The organism is Mesorhizobium sp. M4B.F.Ca.ET.214.01.1.1, assembly GCF_004791545.1.
In the GTDB taxonomy this organism is placed as follows: domain Bacteria; phylum Pseudomonadota; class Alphaproteobacteria; order Rhizobiales; family Rhizobiaceae; genus Mesorhizobium; species Mesorhizobium abyssinicae.
Genome location: NZ_SRUX01000013.1, coordinates 201,601 through 224,944, shown reverse-complemented (window position 1 = coordinate 224,944; position 23,344 = coordinate 201,601). Strand labels below are relative to the sequence as shown.

The 23,344-nt window shown below is 64.8% G+C and carries 21 protein-coding genes and 2 tRNA genes; 15 read left to right on the top strand and 8 right to left on the bottom strand.

Going from position 1 to position 23,344, the window contains the following annotated elements; translation table 11 throughout:
• The first annotated feature begins 345 nt into the window (after positions 1–345).
• Entirely contained in the window at positions 346–1,599 is a 1,254-nt protein-coding gene (gene tyrS, locus EN857_RS24850) for a tyrosine--tRNA ligase (RefSeq protein ID WP_127392453.1), read from the top strand.
• Between the two features lie 9 nt (positions 1,600–1,608).
• On the opposite strand, the gene EN857_RS24845 is transcribed toward tyrS, so the two are convergent.
• Entirely contained in the window at positions 1,609–4,983 is a 3,375-nt protein-coding gene (locus EN857_RS24845; protein ID WP_127392452.1) for a DUF3971 domain-containing protein, read from the bottom strand.
• Positions 4,984–5,079: 96 nt separating this feature from the next.
• Here EN857_RS24845 and EN857_RS24840 point away from each other — a divergent pair, with 96 nt between their 5' ends.
• Together EN857_RS24840 and EN857_RS24835 are read left to right on the top strand one after the other, a co-directional pair.
• Positions 5,080–5,547, top strand: coding sequence for a peroxiredoxin (locus EN857_RS24840; RefSeq protein WP_127284397.1), 468 nt, complete (start codon positions 5,080–5,082; stop codon positions 5,545–5,547).
• A 141-nt stretch (positions 5,548–5,688) separates the two neighbouring features.
• On the top strand, positions 5,689–6,966 hold the full coding sequence (locus EN857_RS24835; protein ID WP_127392451.1) for a M23 family metallopeptidase: 1,278 nt from the start codon (positions 5,689–5,691) through the stop codon (positions 6,964–6,966).
• Positions 6,967–7,061: 95 nt separating this feature from the next.
• Here EN857_RS24835 and EN857_RS24830 read toward each other — a convergent pair whose 3' ends face one another.
• From EN857_RS24830 to EN857_RS24820, 3 genes are all read right to left on the bottom strand, one after another.
• Positions 7,062–7,529: an SMI1/KNR4 family protein gene (locus EN857_RS24830; protein WP_281015750.1), complete on the bottom strand. Its 468-nt coding sequence runs from the start codon at positions 7,527–7,529 to the stop codon at positions 7,062–7,064.
• A 98-nt stretch (positions 7,530–7,627) separates the two neighbouring features.
• Complete coding sequence (locus EN857_RS24825; RefSeq protein WP_135859291.1) at positions 7,628–8,857, bottom strand: M20 family metallopeptidase; 1,230 nt, start codon at positions 8,855–8,857, stop codon at positions 7,628–7,630.
• Entirely contained in the window at positions 8,844–10,022 is a 1,179-nt protein-coding gene (locus tag EN857_RS24820; protein ID WP_127392448.1) for a M24 family metallopeptidase, read from the bottom strand. Before EN857_RS24820 ends, EN857_RS24825 begins: the two co-directional genes overlap by 14 nt.
• Positions 10,023–10,233: 211 nt before the next feature.
• On the opposite strand from EN857_RS24820, the gene EN857_RS24815 reads away from it, so the two are divergent.
• The 11 genes from EN857_RS24815 to EN857_RS24765 all read left to right on the top strand — a co-directional run bounded on the left by EN857_RS24815 (position 10,234) and on the right by EN857_RS24765 (position 20,518).
• A complete protein-coding gene (locus EN857_RS24815; RefSeq protein WP_210213999.1) occupies positions 10,234–11,670 on the top strand; it encodes an FAD-binding oxidoreductase in 1,437 nt (478 codons plus the stop codon).
• Positions 11,667–12,410 (top strand): FadR/GntR family transcriptional regulator, encoded by a 744-nt coding sequence (locus tag EN857_RS24810; RefSeq protein WP_128276240.1) that lies wholly within the window; start codon positions 11,667–11,669, stop codon positions 12,408–12,410. Before EN857_RS24815 ends, EN857_RS24810 begins: the two co-directional genes overlap by 4 nt.
• A gap of 1 nt (position 12,411) precedes the next feature.
• On the top strand, positions 12,412–12,849 hold the full coding sequence (locus tag EN857_RS24805; RefSeq protein ID WP_127393842.1) for a VOC family protein: 438 nt from the start codon (positions 12,412–12,414) through the stop codon (positions 12,847–12,849).
• 81 nt (positions 12,850–12,930) lie between these two features.
• Complete coding sequence (locus EN857_RS24800; RefSeq protein ID WP_127393845.1) at positions 12,931–13,959, top strand: ABC transporter substrate-binding protein; 1,029 nt, start codon at positions 12,931–12,933, stop codon at positions 13,957–13,959.
• The gene (locus tag EN857_RS24795) at positions 13,959–14,732 is read left to right on the top strand and encodes an ABC transporter ATP-binding protein (protein ID WP_127393843.1); all 774 of its coding nucleotides are present in this window, start codon (positions 13,959–13,961) and stop codon (positions 14,730–14,732) included. Before EN857_RS24800 ends, EN857_RS24795 begins: the two co-directional genes overlap by 1 nt.
• A complete protein-coding gene (locus EN857_RS24790; protein WP_127393844.1) occupies positions 14,729–15,484 on the top strand; it encodes an ABC transporter permease in 756 nt (251 codons plus the stop codon). The genes EN857_RS24795 and EN857_RS24790 overlap by 4 nt, the downstream gene beginning before the upstream one ends.
• A gap of 153 nt (positions 15,485–15,637) precedes the next feature.
• Positions 15,638–16,801 carry an ROK family transcriptional regulator gene (locus tag EN857_RS24785; RefSeq protein ID WP_128346713.1) on the top strand — a complete coding sequence of 388 codons (1,164 nt, stop codon included), beginning with the start codon at positions 15,638–15,640 and terminating at the stop codon, positions 16,799–16,801.
• The gene (locus tag EN857_RS24780; RefSeq protein WP_128346712.1) at positions 16,798–17,562 is read left to right on the top strand and encodes an ATP-binding cassette domain-containing protein; all 765 of its coding nucleotides are present in this window, start codon (positions 16,798–16,800) and stop codon (positions 17,560–17,562) included. The genes EN857_RS24785 and EN857_RS24780 overlap by 4 nt, the downstream gene beginning before the upstream one ends.
• 39 nt (positions 17,563–17,601) lie before the next feature.
• Entirely contained in the window at positions 17,602–18,642 is a 1,041-nt protein-coding gene (locus EN857_RS24775) for a sugar ABC transporter substrate-binding protein (RefSeq protein ID WP_135859290.1), read from the top strand.
• A 113-nt stretch (positions 18,643–18,755) separates the two neighbouring features.
• Positions 18,756–19,751 carry an ABC transporter permease gene (locus EN857_RS24770; protein WP_126054882.1) on the top strand — a complete coding sequence of 332 codons (996 nt, stop codon included), beginning with the start codon at positions 18,756–18,758 and terminating at the stop codon, positions 19,749–19,751.
• Entirely contained in the window at positions 19,748–20,518 is a 771-nt protein-coding gene (locus tag EN857_RS24765) for an SDR family oxidoreductase (protein WP_127393501.1), read from the top strand. Before EN857_RS24770 ends, EN857_RS24765 begins: the two co-directional genes overlap by 4 nt.
• Positions 20,519–20,582: 64 nt before the next feature.
• Here the strand turns inward: EN857_RS24765 and EN857_RS24760 are convergent.
• A tRNA-Val gene (locus tag EN857_RS24760) sits at positions 20,583–20,658 on the bottom strand.
• A gap of 219 nt (positions 20,659–20,877) precedes the next feature.
• On the opposite strand from EN857_RS24760, the gene EN857_RS24755 reads away from it, so the two are divergent.
• Positions 20,878–20,954: transfer RNA gene (locus EN857_RS24755), tRNA-Asp, on the top strand.
• A gap of 95 nt (positions 20,955–21,049) precedes the next feature.
• Here EN857_RS24755 and EN857_RS24750 read toward each other — a convergent pair.
• The 3 genes from EN857_RS24750 to EN857_RS24740 all read right to left on the bottom strand — a co-directional run bounded on the left by EN857_RS24750 (position 21,050) and on the right by EN857_RS24740 (position 23,337).
• Complete coding sequence (locus EN857_RS24750; RefSeq protein WP_127393502.1) at positions 21,050–21,277, bottom strand: hypothetical protein; 228 nt, start codon at positions 21,275–21,277, stop codon at positions 21,050–21,052.
• 673 nt (positions 21,278–21,950) lie between these two features.
• Positions 21,951–22,880, bottom strand: a complete 930-nt coding sequence (rbsK, locus tag EN857_RS24745; RefSeq protein WP_127394091.1) for a ribokinase — start codon at positions 22,878–22,880, stop codon at positions 21,951–21,953.
• A gap of 4 nt (positions 22,881–22,884) precedes the next feature.
• Entirely contained in the window at positions 22,885–23,337 is a 453-nt protein-coding gene (locus EN857_RS24740; RefSeq protein ID WP_126054886.1) for an RbsD/FucU family protein, read from the bottom strand.
• Positions 23,338–23,344 lie beyond the last annotated feature (7 nt).

Sequence of the window (23,344 nt, the reverse complement as noted above, 5' to 3'; positions counted from 1 at the left end):
CGGGGTCGATGGAACGGCGGACGAAGACCCTCGCTCTCCCACGGGCTTCAAGGCCCAAAGATGCTCCGGTCTCTCGTCCGCCACCGCACCTGCTGCAATAGCAGAGTCGGCAAGGGACAAGTTACAAGGATGCCGGCAGGCAGGTGAGGGGCGGCGCCAGCGCTCGGTGGACGGGCGATGGAGGCAAATTCGACCTGCCCTGCCAATCTCTCGCACGCGGCGCGGGAGTGGGAGGCTAACAGTCGCAAAACCGGAAACCACTTTTGCTGATCGCCCACTGATGCTAAACGCGCGCCTTCATGTCACGCTCGGCCTGGCGGCCGGGCGATCTCCGGGAAAGCAAAAATGTCCGCCTTCAAGTCCGACTTCCTGCGCACGATGAGCGAGCGCGGCTTCATCCACCAGACCTCGGATGATGCCGGCCTCGACCAGCTTTTCGCCAGGGAGACGGTGAGCGCCTATATCGGCTTCGACGCGACGGCGAAGAGCCTGCATGCCGGATCGCTGATCCAGATCATGATGCTGCACTGGCTGCAGCAGACCGGCCACCGGCCGATCGCGCTGATGGGCGGCGGCACCTCGATGATCGGCGATCCCTCGTTCAAGGACGAGGCGCGCAAGCTTTTGACGCCGCAGGACATCGAGGACAATCTGGCCGGCATCCGCCGCAACTTCGCGCCCTACCTCAAATTTGGAAGCGGCGCCGGCGACGCGGTCATGATCAACAATGCCGACTGGTTGATGGAGATCAACTACGTCAACTTCCTGCGCGACGTCGGCCGGCATTTCTCGGTCAATCGCATGCTCGCTTTCGATTCCGTGAAGCTGCGCCTCGACCGCGAGCAGTCGCTGTCGTTCCTCGAATTCAACTACATGATCCTGCAGGCATACGACTTCGTCGAACTCTACAAGCGTCTCGGCTGCCGCCTGCAGATGGGCGGCTCGGACCAGTGGGGCAACATCGTCAACGGCATCGACCTCGGCCATCGCATGGAGAACGCGCAGCTTTACGCGCTGACCACGCCGCTGCTCACCACCTCGTCGGGCGCCAAGATGGGCAAGTCTGCGTCGGGCGCGGTCTGGCTCGACGGCGACATGCTGTCGCCTTACGAGTTCTGGCAGTATTGGCGCAACACCGAGGACGCAGATGTCGGCCGCTTCCTGAAACTCTATACGACGCTGCCGCTCGACGAGGTCGCGCGGCTCGAAAAGCTCGGCGGCGCGGAGATCAACGAGGCGAAGAAGATCCTCGCCACCGAGATCACCGCCATGCTGCATGGCCGCGAGGCGGCGGAAACGGCGAGCGAAACCGCGCGCAAGACCTTCGAGGAAGGCGCGCTCGCCGACACACTGCCCAGCGTCGAAGTCGGCCAGGCCGCGCTCGAAGCCGGCATCGGCATCCTGTCGCTGCTGGTCACCGCCGGGCTCGCCGCCTCCAATGGCGAGGCGCGGCGTCATGTCCAGGGCGGCGCCGTGCGCCTCAACGACCAGTTGGTCGCGGACGACCGCCGGACTGTGACGCTTCAGGATTTGAGTCCGGAAAACGTCGTAAAGCTCTCAGTTGGCAAGAAAAAACACGTCCTGGCCCGGCCGGTGTGACGGGCCGCCTCAGCGGTATTCGAAGATCGACCTGAATATTCCGGGAGCGATTACCGAAAGCGGGTTGATGTCGAGGCTCGGCTTGTTGGCATTGCCTCTCAGCCGGAAAGTGACGCCGATCAGGCCGCGATCCCGGCCGTTTCCGAGCAGCGGGCCGAACAGCGGCAGTTCGCCGAAGATGCGGTTCAGCCCATAGACCGGCATGAAGGTGCCGGTCATGTCCATATTGTTGTTCTGGTCGTAGAGCGTGCCTTGGAAAGTGGTGCCGATGCGCTCGCCGCGCAGCACCCCGTTCGCCAGTTTCAGATAGCCGGCCCCCTTGTCGATCTCGGCGTAGCCGCGCTCGAACTTGACCCTGGACGTATCGATATCGGCCTTGACCGCCTGGTTCAGGCTGCGCGTGTCGCCGGCCGGCGTGGTCGACACGATCGAGGCGAGCTTCGGCTCGTTGACGACGAAGAAGTTGGTGGCATCGACCTGACCCTTCATCGGCCCGTCGCTGGCGCCCGCCATCGACAGCGTGATCGAGCCACCCTCCATATGCTCGTAGACATTGAGGAAGCGTAGTATGGCGCCGGCGTCGGCCGACTTCATGCTGAGCGCCCGCCTGCCGTCGGCGGTCGTGTTGCGGATGGTAATGGCCGCGCCGGAGCTCGCCGTCGCGCTGACCTCGAGGCCGTTCACCCGGGAACCCGCGGCGCTGTAGTTCAGCTTGAGGTTGGACAGCACCTCGTCATGGAAACCGGTCAGCGAACCGACATCGGCGTCGACGGAAATCGCGTCGGTGCCGGTGGTCTTGGTGGCGGTGTCGACATCGGAGGTGAACTGCTTGATCAGCGAGCGTGCATCGAGCGCCTCGCCGCTGACATCGACGGCATAGCCCTTGCCCGACCGCTTCACCGTCACCGCGACGTCGTCGCCCCTGTTCAGGGCGACCTTGCTGAAGCGGGCCGAAGACAAGGCGCCATTGACCAGCGTGACGTCGCCGTCGATGGAGAAACTCTTTCCGTCGAGGTCGAAATCGGAGAGCGTCGTGGTGCCGCCGGACTTGGTCATTGCAAATGTGACCTTGGCGGGGACGCCCGCGCCCTTGCTCCAGCCAGCCCAGGGGATATCGAGCCTGGCGCTGGTGAGATCAGCCGAGACGTTCTGTTCGTCGCCGTCGCTCTTGTCGATCGCCACCTTGATGGTCCCCGAAAGCAGCGGCGACAGGCCGGGCATGGCGGTGGCGCGCGTCTTGTCGTCGAGCACGAGCTCGACCTTGCGACTGGGCGGTGGCCCGTCATCGGCAAGCGGCTCGACGATGTCGAGCTCGGCCGGAATGCCGTTCAGCCGCGCCTTGGCCGAGATCACCGCCTGTTTCGGCTCGACGGTGATCGAGCCGTCGGCCTCCGTCACGGTCTGGTCCTCGAACGGCTTGGCGAGCGACAGGTCCTTATAGTCCAGTGTTACCAGCCAGTTGAGCTTCGAAGTGTCGACGCCAGACGTCAGCGGAATATCGGCCTTGACGTGGCCTGTGACCGTGCCGGTGAGATCCTCCGGCGACAGGCCGACATGGCGCATGGCGTTGATCGGCTCGTAGGAGGCGAGCTCGGCGATCGCCGGCGCCTCGCCGGCGACGTCGATGTCGAGCGCGCCGATCACCGGCGAGTGGTTGGCCTGCTTGACCGTCAGCGTGCCGTTGCTGGCCGCCACGGTGCGGCCGCTGGTCATGTAGACGCTGCCCGACGACAGCGCGATGTCGACATCGTTGCCGCGGAAGGAAACGACGCCCACCGCGTCACGGATCGGCGGGATGCGGCCGGCCGTGTCGAAGCGCGAACCCTCGACCTGGAAGCGGCCGAACACCTCGTCGGCGGACAGCGGGACGCCGTTGCCGAGCCGCCCCGGCACGACCTGGAACTGCAGGGTGGCGTCGACTACGCGACCGCCGAACAGATTGCTCAGCACCCACAGGCGGGCGTTGCGGGCGGAGAACCAGGGCCACAATTGCTTGACATGCGAGACCGGCATGTCGTGGATGTTGAGAGAGAGAGATATGCCCGGCGGGCCATTGTCGATGAAGGTGACCGAGGCCGTGCCCAGCACCTCGCTGGAAGATCCCGAGCGGACGCCGATCTTCTCGGCGATGAGCTTGTTGCTCTTCGGCTGATAGACCCCGGCGATGCGGGCCACGAAATCGAGTGCCGGCTCGGGCGACTCCGACGGAGAGAGCTTCGAGCCGTCGCTGGTCAGGTCGTAGCGATAGGCTGGCTGCTCGCCAGCGGTTGCCGGCTTTGGTCCGATCGAGCCGGCGAAGTCGAAGGTCGAGCGGCCGGTCTTGAGCAGAAGGCGGGTGACATCGATCTTGTTGGCGCCGGCGACAAGGGTGGCATTGGCGTCGACGTCGGCGGGCAGCTGCCCGCGCGAGCCGAGATCGAGCACGGAGCCTGCCAGCGACAGCGAGGCCGTCAGACGCGACTTCGTCTCCGCTGCTCCTTCCACCCCCGTCAATTTCAAGGTGACGGCGCCCAATTTGCCACCGGTCCCTGCTCCAGCGTCGGCGGCGAGACTGACGTTGGCGTCCAGCGCCGTGACCCGCCCGGTTGCAGTATCGCGGGCGGCGGAGGCGGCGATGGTGAGCGCGCGACCATCGACATCGGCGTCGTAGGAGGCCTGCATGCTGCCTGGGCCGGTCTGCAGGACAGTGGCATTGGCCACGGTGACCCGCTTGACCGGACTGGTGTCCGACAGAACGAACTCGACATTGCGCAGATCGACCTGGCGAATCGAATCCTCGCGCACGGCATCGAGGGCGTGGTTGACATTGGCGAAGACCGCGGCAACCACCTTGTCCGGATCAACCAGGCCATCCGCGTTGCGAAGCGACGCCGTCCAGTCGCCGCCAGTGGATGGCATCGCCGCCAGCATGAAATGCGCATCGGAAATCCGGGCGCTGGTCAGGCGCACCTCGCCCGAGAGCAGCGGGATCAGCCGGATGCCGAAGCGGACACGGCCGGCGTCGGCGATCGGCTTGCCGCCGGCGGTCTTCAGGCTGACGTCGCTCACCTGCAAGGCAATGAAGCTCGACCCGTCGAGCGTCAGCCGCGCCGGGCCGACGGCGACATCGACATCGAAGCCGGCCAGTTTCTCGATGGCCGTTTCCGCCTCGGCGCGAAGCCGCTCGGTGCCGATGCCCGACGTGCCGAGCACATAGACCGCGGCAGCGGCCAGCAACACCAGAGCGCTGAACCCGGCGACCACGCGGGCAAGGATGCGAAAGCCACGACCGATCCTGGCGCGCCCAAGCGGCGGCACTTTGCAAGCGGAGGGGAAAGCCGCCAGGTCGGTGATCTCGTCACGCCTGAACCTGATCTTCTCGTGCTGCGTTTCTTCCTGATCCACGCAATCTTCCGTTGTAGCGAACTCGATCGTGGACGAATCCCCGTCTGACACTATATCGATGCGGCTTCGCGCGTAACCTCAAACAAGGGCACCGACATGGCCGATCTCGACGTGGGCGATCTTGCGCCGCAATTCGATCTTCCGCGCGACGGTGGCGGGTCGCTCAGCCTCGCCGCATTGCTGGGAAAGCCTGTTGTACTTTACTTCTATCCGCAGGACGACACCACGAGCTGCACCAATGAGGCGATCAGCTTTTCGCAATTGAAGCCGGACTTCGAGAAGGCCGGCGCCGTGGTCATAGGGCTGTCCCCCGACAGCACCAAGAAGCACGACAAATTCAAGCAGAAATATGACCTTACCGTCGATCTGGTGGCCGATGAGGAGCGCAAGGTGATCGAGGCCTACCGTCTGTGGGTCGAGAAGACGATGTATGGTCGCAAATATATGGGCGTCGAGCGCGCGACTTTCCTGATCGGCGAGGACGGGCGCATCGCCAGAATCTGGCGGCAGGTCCGCGTCAAGGGTCACGCCGAAGAGGTGCTGGAGGCGGTGCGCGCGCTCTGAGGCATGCTCGACGGTCTTCGCCGCAACCCGATACCCGCTCTGCGAGCATTGGTTACCGGCGCATTCGGCCCGGCAAAGCTTTATTAACCCTAATAATGTGTAATCAGGCTCTTCGTGGCGTCACAACGAAAGCTTGGTCCCGTGAACCCAACCGGTCAGTCTGCGGTCTTCGGTAAACGCAAGGAGCCCCATACGGTCATCATCGCCCGGGGCAATGAAATCAGGCATTTCACCATCCGCCCCTGGCTTGCCGCCTTTCTCGGCTCGGCGCTGGCGGCTGTCGTCATCGGCTACCTGCTCGCCACCTCCTACCTGGTGCTGCGCGACGACCTGATCGGAGCGACGACGGCCCGGCAGGCGCGCATGCAGCAGGCCTACGAGGACCGCATATCGGCGCTTCGCGCCCAGGTCGACCGCATCACCAGCCGCCAGCTCCTCGACCAGCAGCTGATGGAAACCAAGGTGAGCGAGCTTCTGGAGCGCCAGACCCAGCTCAGCCAGCGTCACGGCCGCCTTGGCCCGATCCTGGAGCGCGCTGAAAGCGAAGTCGGGGCCGCGTCCGCCGCCGATGGCGCCGCGGCGGCCAAGCCGGATGAGCGCGCCGAGGTGATCGGCGCCCAGTCAGCCTATTCGATCGCCAGCCTCGGTGCCGGCGACACAAGACCGTTCTCATTGTGGTCGACACGCTCCGATCCGCTGCCCAGCGATTCGGCCGCCGACCGCGCCGACAGGCTGTTCGTGTCGATCAACCAGTCGCTCAAGGCAATCGAGAGCGAGCAGCTCACCCGCGTCACCACGCTCGCCGACAATGCCTACAAGAACGCCGACGCCATCACCCAGGCGCTCGCGGCCGCCGGCCTGCCGGTCGACAGCGATTTCGGCAAGGACAGCGATGTCGGCGGCCCGCTGATCCCGCTCAACGCATCGACGATGTTCGACAGCAAGGTCAAGGAACTGGACGAGGCGCTGGATGCGCTCGACCATTTGAAGAAGGAAGCGCGGCGGCTGCCGCTCGCCAACCCCGCCCCCGGTCATTCGGTCACCAGCCCGTTCGGCGTGCGCACCGACCCGATCCTCGGCACCGCGGCCTTGCATTCGGGCATGGATTTCAGGGCGCCAATGGGCATGCCCGCCAAGGTCACAGCGCCCGGCGTCGTCACCAAGGCGGGCTGGAACGGCGGCTATGGCCGCATGGTCGAGGTCGACCACGGCAATGGCTTCGCCACGCGCTACGGGCACTTGAGCGAGATCGACGTGACGGTCGGCCAGAAGCTCGCGGCCGGCGATATTATCGGCAAGACCGGCAGCAGCGGCCGTTCGACCGGCCCGCATCTCCACTACGAAGTGCGCCACAATGGCGATGCGGTCGACCCGCTGCGCTTCCTGACCGTCGGCAAGAAGGTCGCGCAGTACCTTTAGCTAGCTAGGCCGTAGACTCATAGGCGCGCAGCCACAGCCACATTTGACGCGAGTTGAACCATGGCAACAGACCGGTTGGGATCTCAGCTCGCTTTCTAGTGGCATGGCTCGACGTCGCAAAAGGCGTCAATCCAGGCATGGAAACTTGGCGCAACCTGATCGACGGTTCCAAAATCGTGATCGAAGAACCAAATTCCCCGCCTGTCGGCGCTGTCAACGCCAAGCTGGTCCGCATTGAAGCAGAACTTGTTTCCGGACCCGTCGCTGGCGATAGCGATAAGCCGATCAGGCATCCCGATCTCGCGCCAGCCAAGCGTTTCCTCTACTATCTCCTTCGGAGAATAGAAGTTGCTGAGATCATGCAGATCCAGCCCACGCACGACGATCGCGTTCAAAAGCGCGATTGTCGGCCGAGGCAATCCCACGTCGAGTACTGCTTGTCGATAGTCTTCGGGAAAGCGGACGCCTAGCTGCTGCTCAGCGGCACTCAAATCCCCCTCTAAGACTGACGCAGGGGGATAGCTAGGGGTAGTCCACTTCTCAACAAATCGCGAAAGTGACATGCTCGCTATTTTCCAACGCGAAGTAGACTTAACAGCTTGGGGACGCATGGCAACGCCCGCTTCCCAAACCATTTCGGTGAGCCCAGTTATGAATTCAGCTAGCGGTTTGCGCCGGGATTTTCCCGCTGCCCCGACAGAAACACCGTCGCTGCCGAAACCAAGGTGAGAGCGCCGTTTTTCAAGGCTGCCTCGTCAACGCGGAACTTGGCTTGGTGGAGCGGAAAGACCGATCCGACGTCTTCGTTGCGGATGTCGAGCCGGAAATAGACCGACGGAATTCTCACGCTGTAATAGGCAAAATCGTCGGCAATGCTCCACCCAGGCATGTTGAGCGCATTCTCCGCGCCGATGCTGGCCTTGGCGCCGGCAAGGATCAGTTCGGCCATCTCGGCATCGTTGACGACTCCGGGCTCGCCCCGATGGATGTCGACCTTCACCCTTGCGCCGTGGCTGGCCGCGACGCCCTCCAGCACCTCGCGAACCCGGCGCCAGGCGCGCTCGCGAGTAGCGTCATTGCCGCTGCGGATGGTGCCCTTCAAAGCGACTTTGCCGGCCGTGACATTGTAAGCATTGCCGCCATTGATGGCGGTCACCGAAATGACCAGCGGATCGTAAGGATTGGTCTCGCGCGAGACGATCTTCTGCAGTTCGCCCACCATGGAGCAGGCGACAGTCAACGCATCGATGCCTTCATAGGGTTTTGCCGCATGCGCGGCCGATCCGGTAACCAGGACATCGAACGTGTCGCAGGCCAGCGTGTAGGGACCAGAACCGACGGCGACCTTGCCCGACGGCGTATAAGGATCGACGTGGACGCAGAGCGCGGCATCGATGTCGTCGAGATGCCCTTCCGCCACCACTCGTTTGCCACCCGACGGCTCGTCCTCCTCGGCCGGCTGGAAGATCAGGCGGACGGTGCCGCCGAAACTGTCGCGCGTTCGATGCAGATGGGCGGCCACCGCAAACCCCATCGCGGCATGGGCATCGTGACCGCAGGCATGCATTACGCCGGGATTGAGCGACGCGAAGTCGACGCCGGACTCCTCCTCGATCGGCAAGGCATCGATATCGGCACGAATGGCGATTTTGCGGTTCGACGGCCGGCCGGTACCGACAATATCGACGGCAAGACCATAGCCGGCGACGTCGCGGATATTCTCGATCCCCTGCCCGGTGAGCATCTCCCGCAAATAACTTTGCGTTGCCGCTTCGCGGTTCGAAAGCTCCGGATGGCGATGCAAATGCCGGCGAACCTCGATCATCCGGTCGAGAATTCCGCCGTCGATGCTGATCGGGGCGGCAATCGCGCTATCCTCAGGGTTTGACATGGATTTCTCGCGGGAACCTGGTCAGGGTCTCGTTGCCGGTCTCGGTGATCAGGATGGTCTCGCTCACCTCGATGCCCCAACCCTCCATCCACATGCCGAGAATGGAATGAACGACGTTGCCGGGTTGAAGCACCGTCTTGTCGCCGGGCCTCAGGCTGATCGTGTGTTCGCCCCAGTCCGGCGGATAGGCGACACCGATGGAATAGCCGATGCGCGATTCCTTCTTCAGTCCGTAGCGTTGAATGACGTTGCGCCAGGCGGCTTCCACCGCTTCGGCGGTCGTTTCGGGCCTCGCCGCCTCGAGCACCGCGTCCATGCCTTCGATCACCGCCTTTGCCGTGTCCGAAACATTTGTCGGCGTCCTGCCAAGCTGCAGGGTTCTTGCGAGCCCGGCGGCATAGCGACGGCAGACCCCGGCGAGTTCGAGCGCGATCGTCTCGTTTTCGCCGAACCGCCTGTCGCTCCACATGATGTGCGGAGCGGAGGCATTCTCGCCGCCGAGGATGGTTGGAGGAAGGGCGGTGATGTCGCCGCAGAAGTCCGGGCTGCTGGCGATCTGTGCCGCCTGGATGGAGGCGATCGCGTCGCATTCGCGAACACCTGGCGCGATGACCTCGTAGGCCCGCGCGACAGCTGCCTCGGCCAGTCTCGATGCCTTGCGCAAGTAATCGATCTCGGGCGCCGATTTGACCGCGCGAATCCAGTTCACCAGAAGATCGGCGTCATGCCATCTGGCATTGGGCAGTCCGGCGACGAGCCGGGCATGGGCTTTCGGCGAGAAGTAATAGGCTTCGAGCTCGATGCCGATGTGACGATTGCCCCAGCCCTTGGCGACGATCCAGCCTGCTATCCAGTCCATGGGATGCCGATCGGCGCGCTGGACATGGTCCTCCGGGAAGCCGACAACGTTCTCGGGCTTCATCCAGGCGGTGAGCAGGCCGCCGGCGGCATCCATGGCGCGGCCGATCCAGACCGGCTCGACCTCCTCGATCGGAACCAGCACCATTTGCGGCGTGTAGAACGACCAGCCGTCATAGCCGGTTATGTAGTGCTGGTTGGCAACGTCATTGACGATCAGGACCTCAATACCTCGCCTTGCCATCTCGGCGCGGATCTTGCGAAGCCGCTGCTGGTATTCGTCGCGCTTGAACGGCAGTTCGATCATCTTTTCCCCATGCCTTGCTGGATCAACTGTCGCGGGCGTGCCGCCGCCTACCCTTGAAATGGTTTTGACCTAGCGGCAATCGGCCAAGCCGGCGCGTGGACAGGGCCTGGACCGATATGCCCGGTAATTTCCGGCCGCTCTGGGAAGGCCGTTGACTCGAGTTAAGTTGTAGGATGATATGTATCACCCGATATCCTGACATCGTCACTCCATGACCGTTCACCGCCTTTCGCCGGAAATCCTCAGCGCCATGCAGAGCGCTGTCGGGCAGAGCGGCGTCGCCATCTCCGGCTCCGACATGGCGAAATATCTCGGCGATTGGTCGGGCGATCATCGGGGCGCCGCGCTTGCCGTGCTGAAGCCGGCATCGGTCGCCGAGGTCCAGGCCGTGGTTCGGCTCTGCGGCGCGCTTGGACTCGGCATCATCCCGCAAGGCGGCAACACCGGACTGGTGGCAGGCGCGATCGACATCGAGGCGCGCGGCGCTGTGGTGATCAGCCTGGAGCGGCTGAACCGCATCCGCCTCGTCGACGCCGACAATTTCGTGCTGCAGGCCGATGCCGGCTGCGTCCTGCAGGCGATCAAAGACGTCAGCGAGGCGCATGACTGCCTGTTTCCGTTGGCGCTCGGCGCCCAGGGTAGCTGCCAGATCGGCGGCAATGCGGCGAGCAATGCCGGCGGCGTCAACGTCTTGCGTTACGGCATGGCGCGTGACCTCATCCTCGGCCTTGAAGTGGTGCTGCCCGACGGCGAACTGTGGGACGGCTTCTGCGGCCTGCGCAAGGACAATCGCGGCTATGACCTGAAGCAGCTTTTCATCGGCTCGGAGGGCACGCTCGGCATCATCACCGGCGTCGAGCTGAAACTGTTTCCGAGGCCGGCCCGCATCGAGACCGCCTATCTCGGCCTTGCCTCCTTCGAAGCGGCCGTCGCGCTGTTCCGGCAAGCGCGCCGGGCCACCGCCGACCTGATCTCGGCCTTCGAGATCATCGGCCAGGAATGCATCGATCTCGCGCGCCTGGTCGACGCCGATCTCGCATCGCCGGTCGAGGCTCCGGTTCATGTGCTGATGGAGCTTTCCGCCAGTGCCGCTGTCGACCTGCGTGCCTTGCTGGTCGATTTCCTCGCCGGCGCCATGGAGAGCGGCCTGGTCGCAGAAGCCCTGCTTGCCGACAGCGATGGCCACGCCAAGGCATTCTGGGCGATCCGCGAGGGGCTGGTCGAGGGCCAGGCAAAGCGCGGCTACCATGTGCGCACCGACCTTTCGGTGCGGATCTCGGACATTCCTGCGCTCGTCGACCAGGCGCGCCACTTCGTGGCGCTGGAGCATCCCGGCTGGCTGCCGCAGGCCTACGGCCATGCCGGCGACGGCAACATTCATTTCAACGTCCTGCCGCCGGAAGGCCTGACGGTGGTCGAGGCGCGCAACCGGGGCGCCGACATCACCGCCGGACTCTACCGCATCGCCAATTCGCTTGGCGGCTCGATCAGCGCCGAGCACGGCATCGGCCGCAGCCGCCATCGCGCCTTCTGGGCCGGGCTGGCGCCCGCCCATCGCCGGCTGGTCACCGCGCTGAAACAGGCGCTCGACCCTGAGGGCCTGATGAACCCCGGCTGCTTGCTGCCGCCAACGGAGACCGTTCCATGAAGCAAAGACTGGCCGCCATCGGCACCGTCGAAACGCTGCCGCACCGCGTCGCTGCCTTCCTCAGCCGCGAGATCGAATCGGGCGAGCTCAATCCGGGCACACGGCTGCCGACGGAACAGGAGCTTTCGGAAAAGTTCGGCGTCAGCCGCAACGTGGTGCGCGAGGCGATCGCCCAGCTTCGCGCCGACGGCATGATCGAGGCCCGGCAAGGCGTCGGCGCCTTCGTGCTGGCGCCGGAGCAGCGCGCCTCGATCCGCATCGACGGCGAGGCGCTGAAGGACAGCGAGAACATGGAGCGGCTGTTCGAGCTGCGCTGCATCCTCGAGGCCGAATCCGCGGCACTTGCCGCCGAGCGGCGCGGACAGGAGCACCTCGACGCCATCAAGGCAGCGCTCGACCGCATGAGCGGCGAGGAGCGCTGGGAGGAAGGCAGCATCGATGCGGACCTTCTGTTCCACCGCGAGATCGCGCGCGCCACCGGCAACAGCTACATCCACACCTTCATCTCCTTCGTCTGCGAACAGATCCGCCGCTCGATCCACTACGCCCGCCTGACCAACCCGCTGCACGATCTGGTCGAGGTCAATGTCGGCGAACATGTGCGCATCTACGAGGCGCTGGTCGCCGGCGATCCCAGCGCAGCCGAGGCAGCGATGCGCGCCCACATCATCGGCGCGGCGGAGCGCGTCGGCGTCAAGCTGCCGGCAGCGCGGCGCAAACAGTCCGGCAAGGGAAAGTAAAATGCCGATCGGGGACACAAACGCAATTTCGGATGTCTGCCTGCTCGTCGAGGACATCGAGCGCACGGTGGCGTTCTATGTCGAGAAGCTCGGCTTCCGGCTGCGCCGCCGCGCCGAGGGTTTTGCCGACTTCCATGGCGAGGGCGTGACGCTTGCCGCCTGGGAGATCGACCACATCAACCGGCATACCGGCGTGTCCAAGCTGAGATCGCCGCGCCAGGCGCACAAGGTCTGCGTGGCGGTGCGGCTCGACAGCCCCGGCGAGATCGACCGGCTGCATGGCGAGCTGAGCGCCAAGGGCGTGCCCTTCTATGGTCCGCCGGAAGACTATGTCTGGAACGCGCGCTGCGCCTACTTCACCGATCCCGACGACACGCTTTGGGAATTATACGCCTGGCTCGACGGCGGCCCCGGCGACTACCACGACGAACAGCCGTAGACGTCGCGCCGTGGGAGCGGCGCGCAATGAAGAAACCTCTTGCAACAGGAGCGAAAAATGAGTGGGAACAAGCATTTCGACATGAACCGCCGCAGCTTCGTGAAATCCGGCATCGCCGCCGTTGCCGCCGCGTCCGCCGGCATGCAGTTGGTGCTGACGCCAGGCGCCAAAGCGGCCGGCAAGGTCGTCATCCAGTATGACTGGCTGATGTCCAACGGCCAGATCGGCGATATCGCGGCCGTCGCCAACGGCTATTTCAAGGACGCCGGACTGGAAGTCGAGTTCAGCCCCGGCGGGCCAAATGCGGCGACCGTGCCGCCGGTGGTCTCTGGCGCCGCCCAGCTCGGCCAGTTCTCGGAAACGCCGCAGCTCTACGCGGCGCGCGCCAGCGGTGTGCCGGTGAAGATCATCGCCTGCGGCTTCCGCACCGGACCCTATGCCTTCACCTCGAAGCCGGCGAAGCCGATCCGCGGCGTCGCCGACCTCAAAGGCAAGAAGATCGGCATCCAGCCGACGGCGCGGTTCGTCATCGACGAGATCCTGGCCAAGAACGGCATCGATCCGTCGGAAGTCACCATCGTCAATGTCGGCTTCGACAAGGCGCCGCTGGTGCGCGGCGATGTCGACGCCATCGGCGGCTGGATCACCAACACGCAGGCGCTGAGCGTCGTCGGCGACGACCGCATCGACCTCCTCGTGCGCGATCTCGGGCTTAGTTCCTACGCCGATGTCTATTTCGCCACCGACAAGGCGATCGAGGAGAATGCAGACACGCTGGCGAAGTTCATCGGCGCCGTCGCCAAGGGTTGGGGCTGGGTGCATGCCAACCCGCAGGACGCGGTGAAGAAGATGGTCGCCGCCTATCCGGAGATGGATCTCGGCTGGGAGGAAAAGACGATCAACCTCGTTCTCAAGCTTTCCTTCGACGGCGCCACCGCCAAGGACGGCTGGGGCACGTTCGAGCCTGCCTCCATCGAGGAGCAGCTGGCGCTGCTCGACAAGGTCGGCCAGTACCCGAACGGCCGGCCGCAAGCCGCGGATGTCTACACCGCCAAGATCCTCGAACTGTCGGCCGCCGACCGGCCCAAGCTCGACGCGCCCGCCGCCTGATGGCGAACGCGATCGAGGCAAACCGACTGGATGTCGGCTATGGCGGCCGGCAGACGGCGGTGAAAGTGCTCGCCGGCCTCGACCTCGCGGTCGCGGCCGGCTCCTTCCTGTCGATCCTCGGGCCATCGGGATGCGGCAAGTCGACCCTGCTGCGCGTGGTCGCCGACCTGCTCGACCCGCTCGGTGGCACGATCAGCGTGCTTGGCGACACGCCGCATGCGGTGCGCTCGCGTCGCGATGTCGGCTTCGTCTTCCAGGATTCGACGCTGCTGCCCTGGCGCACGGTGCGCGACAATGTGCGTTTGCCGCTTGCAGTCGGGCAAGGCAGCCTGACGCGCAAGATCGAGGACCGCAGCGAGGAATTGCTGGAACTGATGGGGCTTGCCGGCTTCGGCGAGCGCCTGCCGCACCAATTATCGGGTGGCCAGCGCCAGCGCGTGGCGATCGCCCGCGCACTGCTCGGCGAACCCAGGCTGCTGTTGATGGACGAGCCCTTCGGCGCGCTGGACGAAATCACGCGCGACCGCCTCAACGACGAATTGCTGGCGCTGTGGCGGCGCACCGGCACGACCATCCTCTTCGTCACCCATTCGATCGCCGAAGCCGCCTATCTCGGCGAGCGGGTCATCGTGCTTGCCGCCAATCCGGGACGGCTGATCAAGGATCTCGACATGCGGCCGTTCAAGCAGGACGGCAACCGCTGCTCGCGCGAAGATCCGGCTGTCATCGCTGCCATGGCGGAACTGCGCGCGGCGCTGGAGCGCGCGTCATGAGACAGGCACCCTTGCCGCCGGCGCTGGCGATCGCGCTGCCCGTCCTTGGCGCGGCCTCCATCCTGTTCACCTGGCAGTTCCTGCTGCCGTGGCTCGGCGTGCCGGCCTATATCGTGCCGACGCCGACGGCGATATTCGGCGTCTTCCAGAAGAGCTTTGCATTGCTGCTCGGCAATCTCTGGCCGACGCTGATCGAGGCGCTGGCCGGCTTCGTCATCGGCAACCTCGCCGCCGTGATGCTCGCCGTGCTGTTCGTGCACAGCCGCGTGCTGCAGGCCGCTTACTTCCCGATCGTGCTGTTCTTCAACACCATCCCGATCCTGGCGCTGTCGCCGATCATCATCCTGATCTTCGGGCTCGGCATGACGCCGAAGATCGTCATAGCCGCGGTGATCTGCTTCTTCCCGACGCTGGTCAACATGATCCGCGGACTCGATTCGGCCAGCAGCAGCGAGCACGAGCTGTTCAGGGTTCTATCGGCGACGCGCTCGGAGATTTTCTGGAGCCTGCGCCTGCCGCGCGCGCTGCCGATGCTGTTCTCCTCGCTCAGGATTGCCTCCGCCACCGCCGTCATCGGCGCCATCGTCGGCGAATGGATCGGCTCGGACAAAGGGCTCGGCGCGCTGATCATCCAGGCGAGCTTCAACTACCAGTCCGATCGGCTCTATGCGGCGATCGTGCTGTCGTCGTCGTTGTCGATCGCCCTGTTCATCCTGGTTGTGGCGATTGAGCTTCGCATCATAAAATACTGAAATTGCTTTTAATTTCGCTCTGCTGATGGCGCCGGCGCGGACCCTCGCAGTCGTCGCCGGCAGGAGCCGTCCACAACACTAAAATATTTTTGAATTCCATTTGACTGAATAAATCTTCGGTGCGAAGCTCTACTCTCTTCGGGAGCGCAAGGCATGGCATTGCGGGGGACAAATCAGGAGTTCGGCCGGCCCTACAACCGACGCATCGTGCTGGAGTCCATCCGCCTCAACGGGCCGATCGCGCGCGGCGACATCGCCAGGGGCGTCGGTCTCACCGTGCAGACCGTGTCGACCATCGTGCGCGAACTGGAGGAACAAGGCTACATCCTGTCGCTGCGCGAAGAGCCGAAAGGCCGCGGCCTGCCACCGGCGACGCTCAGGATCAATCCCGAAGGCGGCTATGCCGTCGGCATCCACCTCACCCCGCTCGGCATCGACGCCGCGCTGATCAACCTCAGCGGCGACGTCATCGAAAGCATGCACAGCGAAGCGCCCAACGTGACGCCCGACCACGCGTTCGACCAGATCGGCGCCATGGTCCGCGACCTGGCCGGACGGCGGGCGGGCGGACGGGTGCTCGGCGTCGGCATGGCGCTGCCCGGCCCGTTCGGCGTCGAGTCCATGAGCTTCATCGGCCCGACGACCATGACCGGCTGGAAGGACGTGGCGCTGCGCGAGCGGCTGACGACGGCCACGGGTTTGCCGGCCTTCTTCGAGACCGACATGGCGGCCGCGGCCATGGGCGAGCGCCTCTACGGCCTCGGCACCGGATATTCCGACTACTACTACCTCTATTTCGGCGTCGGCCTCGGCGGCGCCATGGTGCATGATGGCAGCGTGCTGCGCGGCGCCTGGGGCAACGCCGGCGAGATCGGCCACATCCCGGTCGTGTTCGGCGGCGAACCTTGCCCATGCGGCAACCGGGGCTGCCTGGAGCGCTACCTCTCGCTCGAGGCGCGCGGACGCTGGCACGGCAGCGACGACGCCTGGGTGGCCGAGGTCGGCCCGGTTTTCCGCAATGCCATCACCATCATCGAGAACCTGTTCGACCCCGAGACGGTGGTCCTCGGCGGGCTGGCGCCGCCGGCGCTGCTCGAACGCCTGGCGGGAGCCGCAGAGCTGCCCAATTCGGTCTCGGCCCGCAAGGACCGCGTCACGCCGCGCATCGTCGTCGCCCGCGGCGGCCAGCATGCGGTGCTGCGCGGCGCGGCGGCACTTGCCGTTTCCGGGGTGCTCTCGCCGCGCTTCGGCCAGATCTTCACCGCCAAGCGGCAGCGCGGCGGCGACCTCCTGAAAGGCGGAGACATCGCGGCATGAGCGAACCCCTGCTGGTCCTCGACAACGTCACCAAGAACTATGGCGCCATCCAGGCGCTGAAGGGCATCAGCTTTTCGATCGGACGCGGCGAGGTCGTGGCGCTGCTGGGCGACAACGGCGCCGGCAAGTCGACGCTGGTCAAGATCATCGCCGGCGGGCTGGAGCCGACCTCCGGCCGCATGCTGTTCGAGGGCAAGGAGTTCCTCGCCAGATCGCCTGCCGAGGCCAAGGCGGCCGGTATCGAGACCGTCTACCAGGACCTGTCGCTGTGCACCAATGTCGACGTGGTGGCGAATTTCTTCATGGGCCGCGAGATCACCCGCAAAGTGCTCGGCGTCCCCGTGCTCGACGAGCGCGCCATGGAAGACGTGGTCGCCAAGGCGCTCGCCAATGCCGGCACCCGCATCCCGTCGTTGCGCACCAATGTCGAGCACCTCTCGGGCGGACAGCGGCAAGCGATCGAGCTCAACCGCTTCGTGCACTGGGGCGGCAAGCTGGTGCTGCTCGACGAGCCGTTCGCGGCGCTTGGCGTCGAGCAGACGCGACGCGGCCTCGACATGATCCGCCAGGTGGCGAACCAGGGCATCGGCGTCGTCATCATCACCCATATCATGCAGCAGGCCTTCCAGGTCGCCGACCGGATCGTGGTGATCCGGCAAGGCGTCGTGGCGGGCGATGTCGCACGCAACAAGACAAGTCCCGACGCGGTGATCAACATGATCACCGGAGAGACGCTGGCCGGTGCCGGACCGGCGAGCTGAGGGACAAATGAGGGGTCCGGCGCAAGAGGAGCGAACGACATGAAGAGAGTACTTCTTTCCGTCTTCGGTTTCCTGGCACTGGCCATTGCCACGCTCACGCCGGCATTCGCCCAGTCCAAGGGCACCGTCTATTATCTGGTGCCGACATTGCTCGATGAGTTCCAGACCGGTTCGGTGACCGCGCTGGAACTGTTCCTCAAGCAGGTCGGCTACGACTTCAAATCGCTGAACGCCGACAACAAGACCGACGCCCAGCAATCGCAGATGAACGACGTCATCGCGCTGAAGCCCGCTGCGATCGTGCTTGCGGCGGTCGATTTCAACGCGCTGAAGCCGTCCGTCGAAGCGGCCCGCGCCGCCGGCATCCCGGTGGTCGAATTCGACCGTCAGATCACCTCCACCCCGTCCGACTTCACCTCGGTCGCCGGCACGGTCGAGATCGGCTACGTCGCCGCCGACCAGGCCGAGAAGCTCCTGAAAGCGAAGAACGGGGCGGTGAAGGGCAAGATCCTGCAGGTGCTCGGCGATCCCGGCGATCCCTACACGCTCGACATCCAGAAGGGCTTCGAGGAGAAGATGAAGGCGTTCCCGGACGTCAAGATCATCTCGCTTCCGGCCATGCAGTGGGAAGCCAGCAACGCCGGCACCATCGTCGCCGACCAGATGCTCGCCAATCCCGACATCGACCTGATCTTCAGCCATGCCGCGCATCTCTCGGTCGCCGGCGTCGCCTCGCTCGAGGCCGCAGGCAAGAAGCCAGGCGACGTCATGATGATGAGCTCGAACGGCGCGCCGGTCGGTCTCGACCTGATCCGCAAGGGCTGGCTCAACGTCGAAGTCGAACAGCCGCTCTACGCCCAGGCCGCGGCTATCGCCATGTTCATGGACAAGATCGTCAAGAAGGAAGAGATCAAGCCCGGCGAATATGAGGTGCTTGGCCTGAAGTCGACGGTGACCAAGGAAGCCTGGGGCCCGAACATCAAGATCCCCGGCGCCGCCATCACCAAGGAGAACGTCGACAATCCGGCCTTCTGGGGCAACCAGAAGCCGCCGACCGAAACCGTAAAACCGGTCGAGTAACCACGAGGACCGCTCCGGGCTACCCGGCCCGGAGCGCCCCTCAAAAGCGCCGCGCGCGTCGAAACGCGCGAAGCCGCAACATTGTCAAACACGCGCGCCAACCGGATCAGCTCATGAACCCCCGCACCCGCCATGCTCTCGAGCTCATTCTCGACAATCTCGTCTGGTTCATGCTGGTCTTCGTGCTGGTGGTGTTTTCCCTGCTCATTCCGAACTACTTCCAGCTCGGCATCTTCGCCAACATCATCGAGGCCTCCAGCGTGCTGGGCGTGATGTCGATCGGCCTGGCGCTGGTCATCATCGCCGGCCACATGGACCTGTCGGTCGAATCGGTCGCCGCGCTCAGCGCCATGGCGGTCGGCATCCTGTTCTGCTCGTCGGGCATCGGCCTCGGCGTGCAACTGCACCCGCAATGGCTGATGGTTCCGGTTTCGCTGCTGCTCGCCGTCCTCGTCGGCGGCATCATCGGCGTCTTCAACGGCTTCCTGATCGTCAGGCTGAAGATGAGCGCCTTCATCATCACGCTGGCCTCCTACATCTGGGTGCGCGGCCTGGTGCTCGTCGTTTCCGGCGGCCGCTCGGCGCAGGACCTGGCGCCGGCGATCCGCTGGTTCGGCATCCAGCGGCTGATCGGCCTGCCGCTCACCGCCTGGATCGCCATCGCCTGTTTCGTCGTCTTCTCGCTGATCATGGCCAAGACGCCGTTCGGCCGGCATCTGGTGATGATCGGCGGCAACGAGACGGCGACCTTCCGCGCCGGCATCCGCGTCAATCGCAATTTGATCATCGCCTTCGTGCTTGCCGGCGCCATCGCCGGTCTCGCCGGCTGGCTGCTGGCCATCCGCACCTCCGGCGCCACCGCCAATCTCGGCGTCGGGCTTTTGTTCAACGCCTTCGCCGCCGTCGTCATCGGCGGCGTCAGCCTGAAGGGCGGCGTCGGCACCCTGCCCGGGGTCTATGCCGGCGTGCTCTTGCTCTCGGCCATCAACACGGCGATCAACCTGATGGGCCTGCCGGCCAATTTCACCCAGGTGATCCACGGCCTGCTGGTGCTGGCGGCGGTGCTGCTCGACGCCTTCAAGCAGACCATCCGGCAGAGGCTGGCATGACCGGCCGGCTGCAGGATAGGGTCGCGCTGATCGTCGGCAGCGCGCGCGGCATCGGCAAGGGCATCGCGCAGCGCTTCGCCGAAGAGGGAGCGAAGCTCGTCCTGGCCGACACCGAGGCCGGGGCCGGGCAAGCCACCGCGAGCGAGTTCGGCGCCGGCTTCATCCGCACCGACATCTCGCAAATGGCCGAGGCCGAGGCCGCCGTGGCGCTGGCGCTCGAGCAGTATGGCCGACTCGACATCCTGGTCCAGAATGCCGGCATTTATCCCTGGCAGTTGATCGAGAACACCAGCCCGGAGGACTGGGACAGGGTGATGGCGGTCAACCTGCGCGGCTCCTTCAATGCAACGCGCGCCGCACTGGTGCCGATGAAGGCGCAGCGGCATGGCCGCATGCTGTTCACCTCGTCGATCACAGGGCCGCATGTGACCAGCCCCGGCCACGGCCATTATTCGGCGACCAAGGCCGGAATCAACGGGCTGATCCGTGCCGCCGCGCTCGAATTCGCCGGCTACGGCATCACCGTCAACGGCGTCGAGCCCGGCAACATCCTCACCGAGGCGATCGAGCTGCATCGCGGTGCGGCCTATATCCAGAACATGCAGGACTCCATCCCGCTCGGACGGCTGGGCAGCCCGCGCGACGTCGCCAATGCCTTCCTGTTCTTGGCCTCCGACGACGCCAGCTACATCACCGGCACGACCATCGTCGTCGACGGCGGCCAGCTGCTGCCCGAGGGCAAGGATTTTCGGCTGCTGCCGCCATGATTGTTGACGGGCGTCGGCGAACGGCGAGATTCGCTTCAGGGTGACTGCTTCAAGATGGCTGGGATGGTGGGCGATGACGGGCTCGAACCGCCGACATCTTCGGTGTAAACGAAGCGCTCTACCAACTGAGCTAATCGCCCGCTCCGGGCCGGACCTTTAAGCAGTTAGGGCAGGCTTCGCAAGGCCAAATGAACAGGCGCCGCGTTGGCCGCGTGGCGGTTTTCCAGCGTAAAGAGGCGGTTGTCAAAAAACCTTCTCCAGTTTGCTGATAAGGTGCTTTGCCGCGCTTGACACCCGGTGGCGAACCCCTTATCCAGCGGCCCAACGACGAACACGGCTGACACGTGGTCGTCAAGTGCGCGGGTGTAGCTCAGTCGGTTAGAGTGCCGGCCTGTCACGCCGGAGGTCGCGGGTTCGAGCCCCGTCACTCGCGCCATTTCTTTCAAGGGCCTAGGCCCTGACTCTGCAGAAAAGCTTCAACTTTCAGGAACCGGCTTGTGCCCGCTGCGGCGGCACGCCGGTTTTCGCCATTCAGGCCGGCGGCGTGTAATTTGCCGACATCCGGCCCGCCTCGGTGCCTTTCGATCCACGTTTGTAGATCAGGCCGACAACCAGACCGATATATCCAACCTGAAGAATGACCAGCGCAAGAATGGCCCAGCCGAGCGCCTTCCAGACCGAGCCGGTTTCTATTTCGGCCCAGATTGCCGTGATGAACGACGTTGCGAGCATGCCCACTAGAAACTGAGGAAAATACATGGCTGCAGCACTCTCGTCTTGGCGATTCAGGCGGCTTTCAAACTCAGTTGCTAAAGAGCCCGCCGCTCCATTTCTGGAGCGGCGGGGCCCCCCGAATTTGCCCCCCGGCTGCCGGGGTAATTAACGACCCCGGGCATTGCTGACAGTGCAATTGCGATGCCAGAAATGATGACCCATTACGGGACACTCGGGGCAAAGGCGCAAGACCGCATTGCCGATAAACATTACCTGTGGCTAATATGTCACCTTGGCCGGAAGGGACCAAGGTGAAGAGGGTTTTGGCAGGTTTTCTGGCCGCGATGCTGGTGGCGTCGGCAGGTCGGTGCTGGTCCAAGGACACCGACAAACAGATTTCCGAAACCGCCCTGAGAACGCTCAGCGCCCAGATGTATTCCGGCATTCTGAGCCATGAATACCTGTATGGACGACGCTATCCGCAAAGCCGAATCGAGAACGGCTTCAAAAGGCACTTCGAGGAGATGAAGCTGCAGTTGATCGCCGATGGGTACACCATCGTGCCAGGCGCGGAAGGGCGCAACTCACAGCGGCCCCTTTCGGAGATGGCATTTGACGCCAAACGCCGGCTCGGCCTCCCGCGTCAATTCGGTGCCTTGAAGCGTATTGGCTCGACGACAATCCCGACTGGTGAGGCAAGCAAGAGCCGCTGTCGACCTCAAGTCCGCGCCAGCAGCGCCTCGACCTCCTGCAGCGTCGGCATGGACGGCGCAGTGCCGGGGCGAGTCACCGAAATGCCGGCGACGGCGCAGGCGAACTTTACCGCCTGCAGCGGCTCGACGCCTTTCGCCAGGGCCCCCGCGAGGCCGCCATTGAAGGCATCGCCGGCGCCCGTCGTTTCCACAACCGGCCCGGCATTGACGGCGCCTACATGGTCGGAACGATCCTTTGTGTGGAGCAGCGCGCCCTTCTCGCCAAGCGTGACGATGACCGCGCCGACACCTTTCTCGAGCAGGCTGTCGGCGGCGCGGCGGGCGTCGTCGATGGACGACACCTTGATGCCGGTCAGTTCCTCGGCCTCGGTCTCGTTGGGCGTGACATAGTCGCAAAGCGTATAGATGCGGTCGGGCAGCCTGGCGGCCGGGGCCGGGTTGAGGATCGTCGTCACCCCTGCCCCGCGCGCGATCTCGAGCGCCCTCAGCGCGGCCTCGATCGGCTGCTCGAGCTGGGTGACGAAGACGCCGGCCGAGCGGATGAGGCCGGCATGGGCATCGATGTCGGCGGGCGAGATCAGCATCGCCGCGCCCGGACTGACGATGATGGCGTTGTTTCCGGTCGTCTCCTCGACGAAGATATAGGCAGCGCCGGTGTAGCTGTCCGGGGTGTCGATGACCGCCGCCTTGACGCCGGCCGCTTGCCAGGTGTGCCTGGCCATGTCGGCGAAGGCATCGACGCCGAGCCGGGTCAGGAAGGTGGTGTCGGCGCCCAGCTTGCCGGCGGCGACCGCCTGGTTAGAACCCTTGCCGCCTGGGCCCAGCTTGAACGAGTTGCCGAGGATGGTCTCGCCCATGCGCGGCTGGCGGTCTGCGCGGTAGGCGGTGTCGGCGACGAAGACACCCAGGATGACGACAGGCTTGCCGGCGGCCATCGCCCTACTCCGCATCCGGCGGAATGACGCCCTTGCGGAAGGCGAAGCAGCCATAGAAGCGGCGCTCGCCTGTCTGGATGACGCAATAGGCCTTCTTGGCGCGCTCGTAGAAGGCGTAGCGCTCGATCGAGATCATCGGCCAGGCCTTGCCCTCGGCCTTGTCGATCTCCTTCTGCACCTCCTTCTGCACCGGCGGGATCTCGTCAGGATTGCCGACGATCTCCATGCGGGCGGCCGCGTCGTCGACAAAGCTGTCCAGCGGATAGAGCGACAGCACCGCCTTCACCACCTCCGCCGCCGGCGCGTCGATGCGCAGCAGATAGCCGAGCTCCGTCTGGCGGGCGACCGAATCGGCCGGGAAATTGGTGTCGCAGATGATCAGGTCGTCGCCGTGGCCCATCGCCCGCAGTGCCTGGAGCACGTCGGCATTGAGCAGCGGATTGATCCCTTTGAGCATGGCAGTC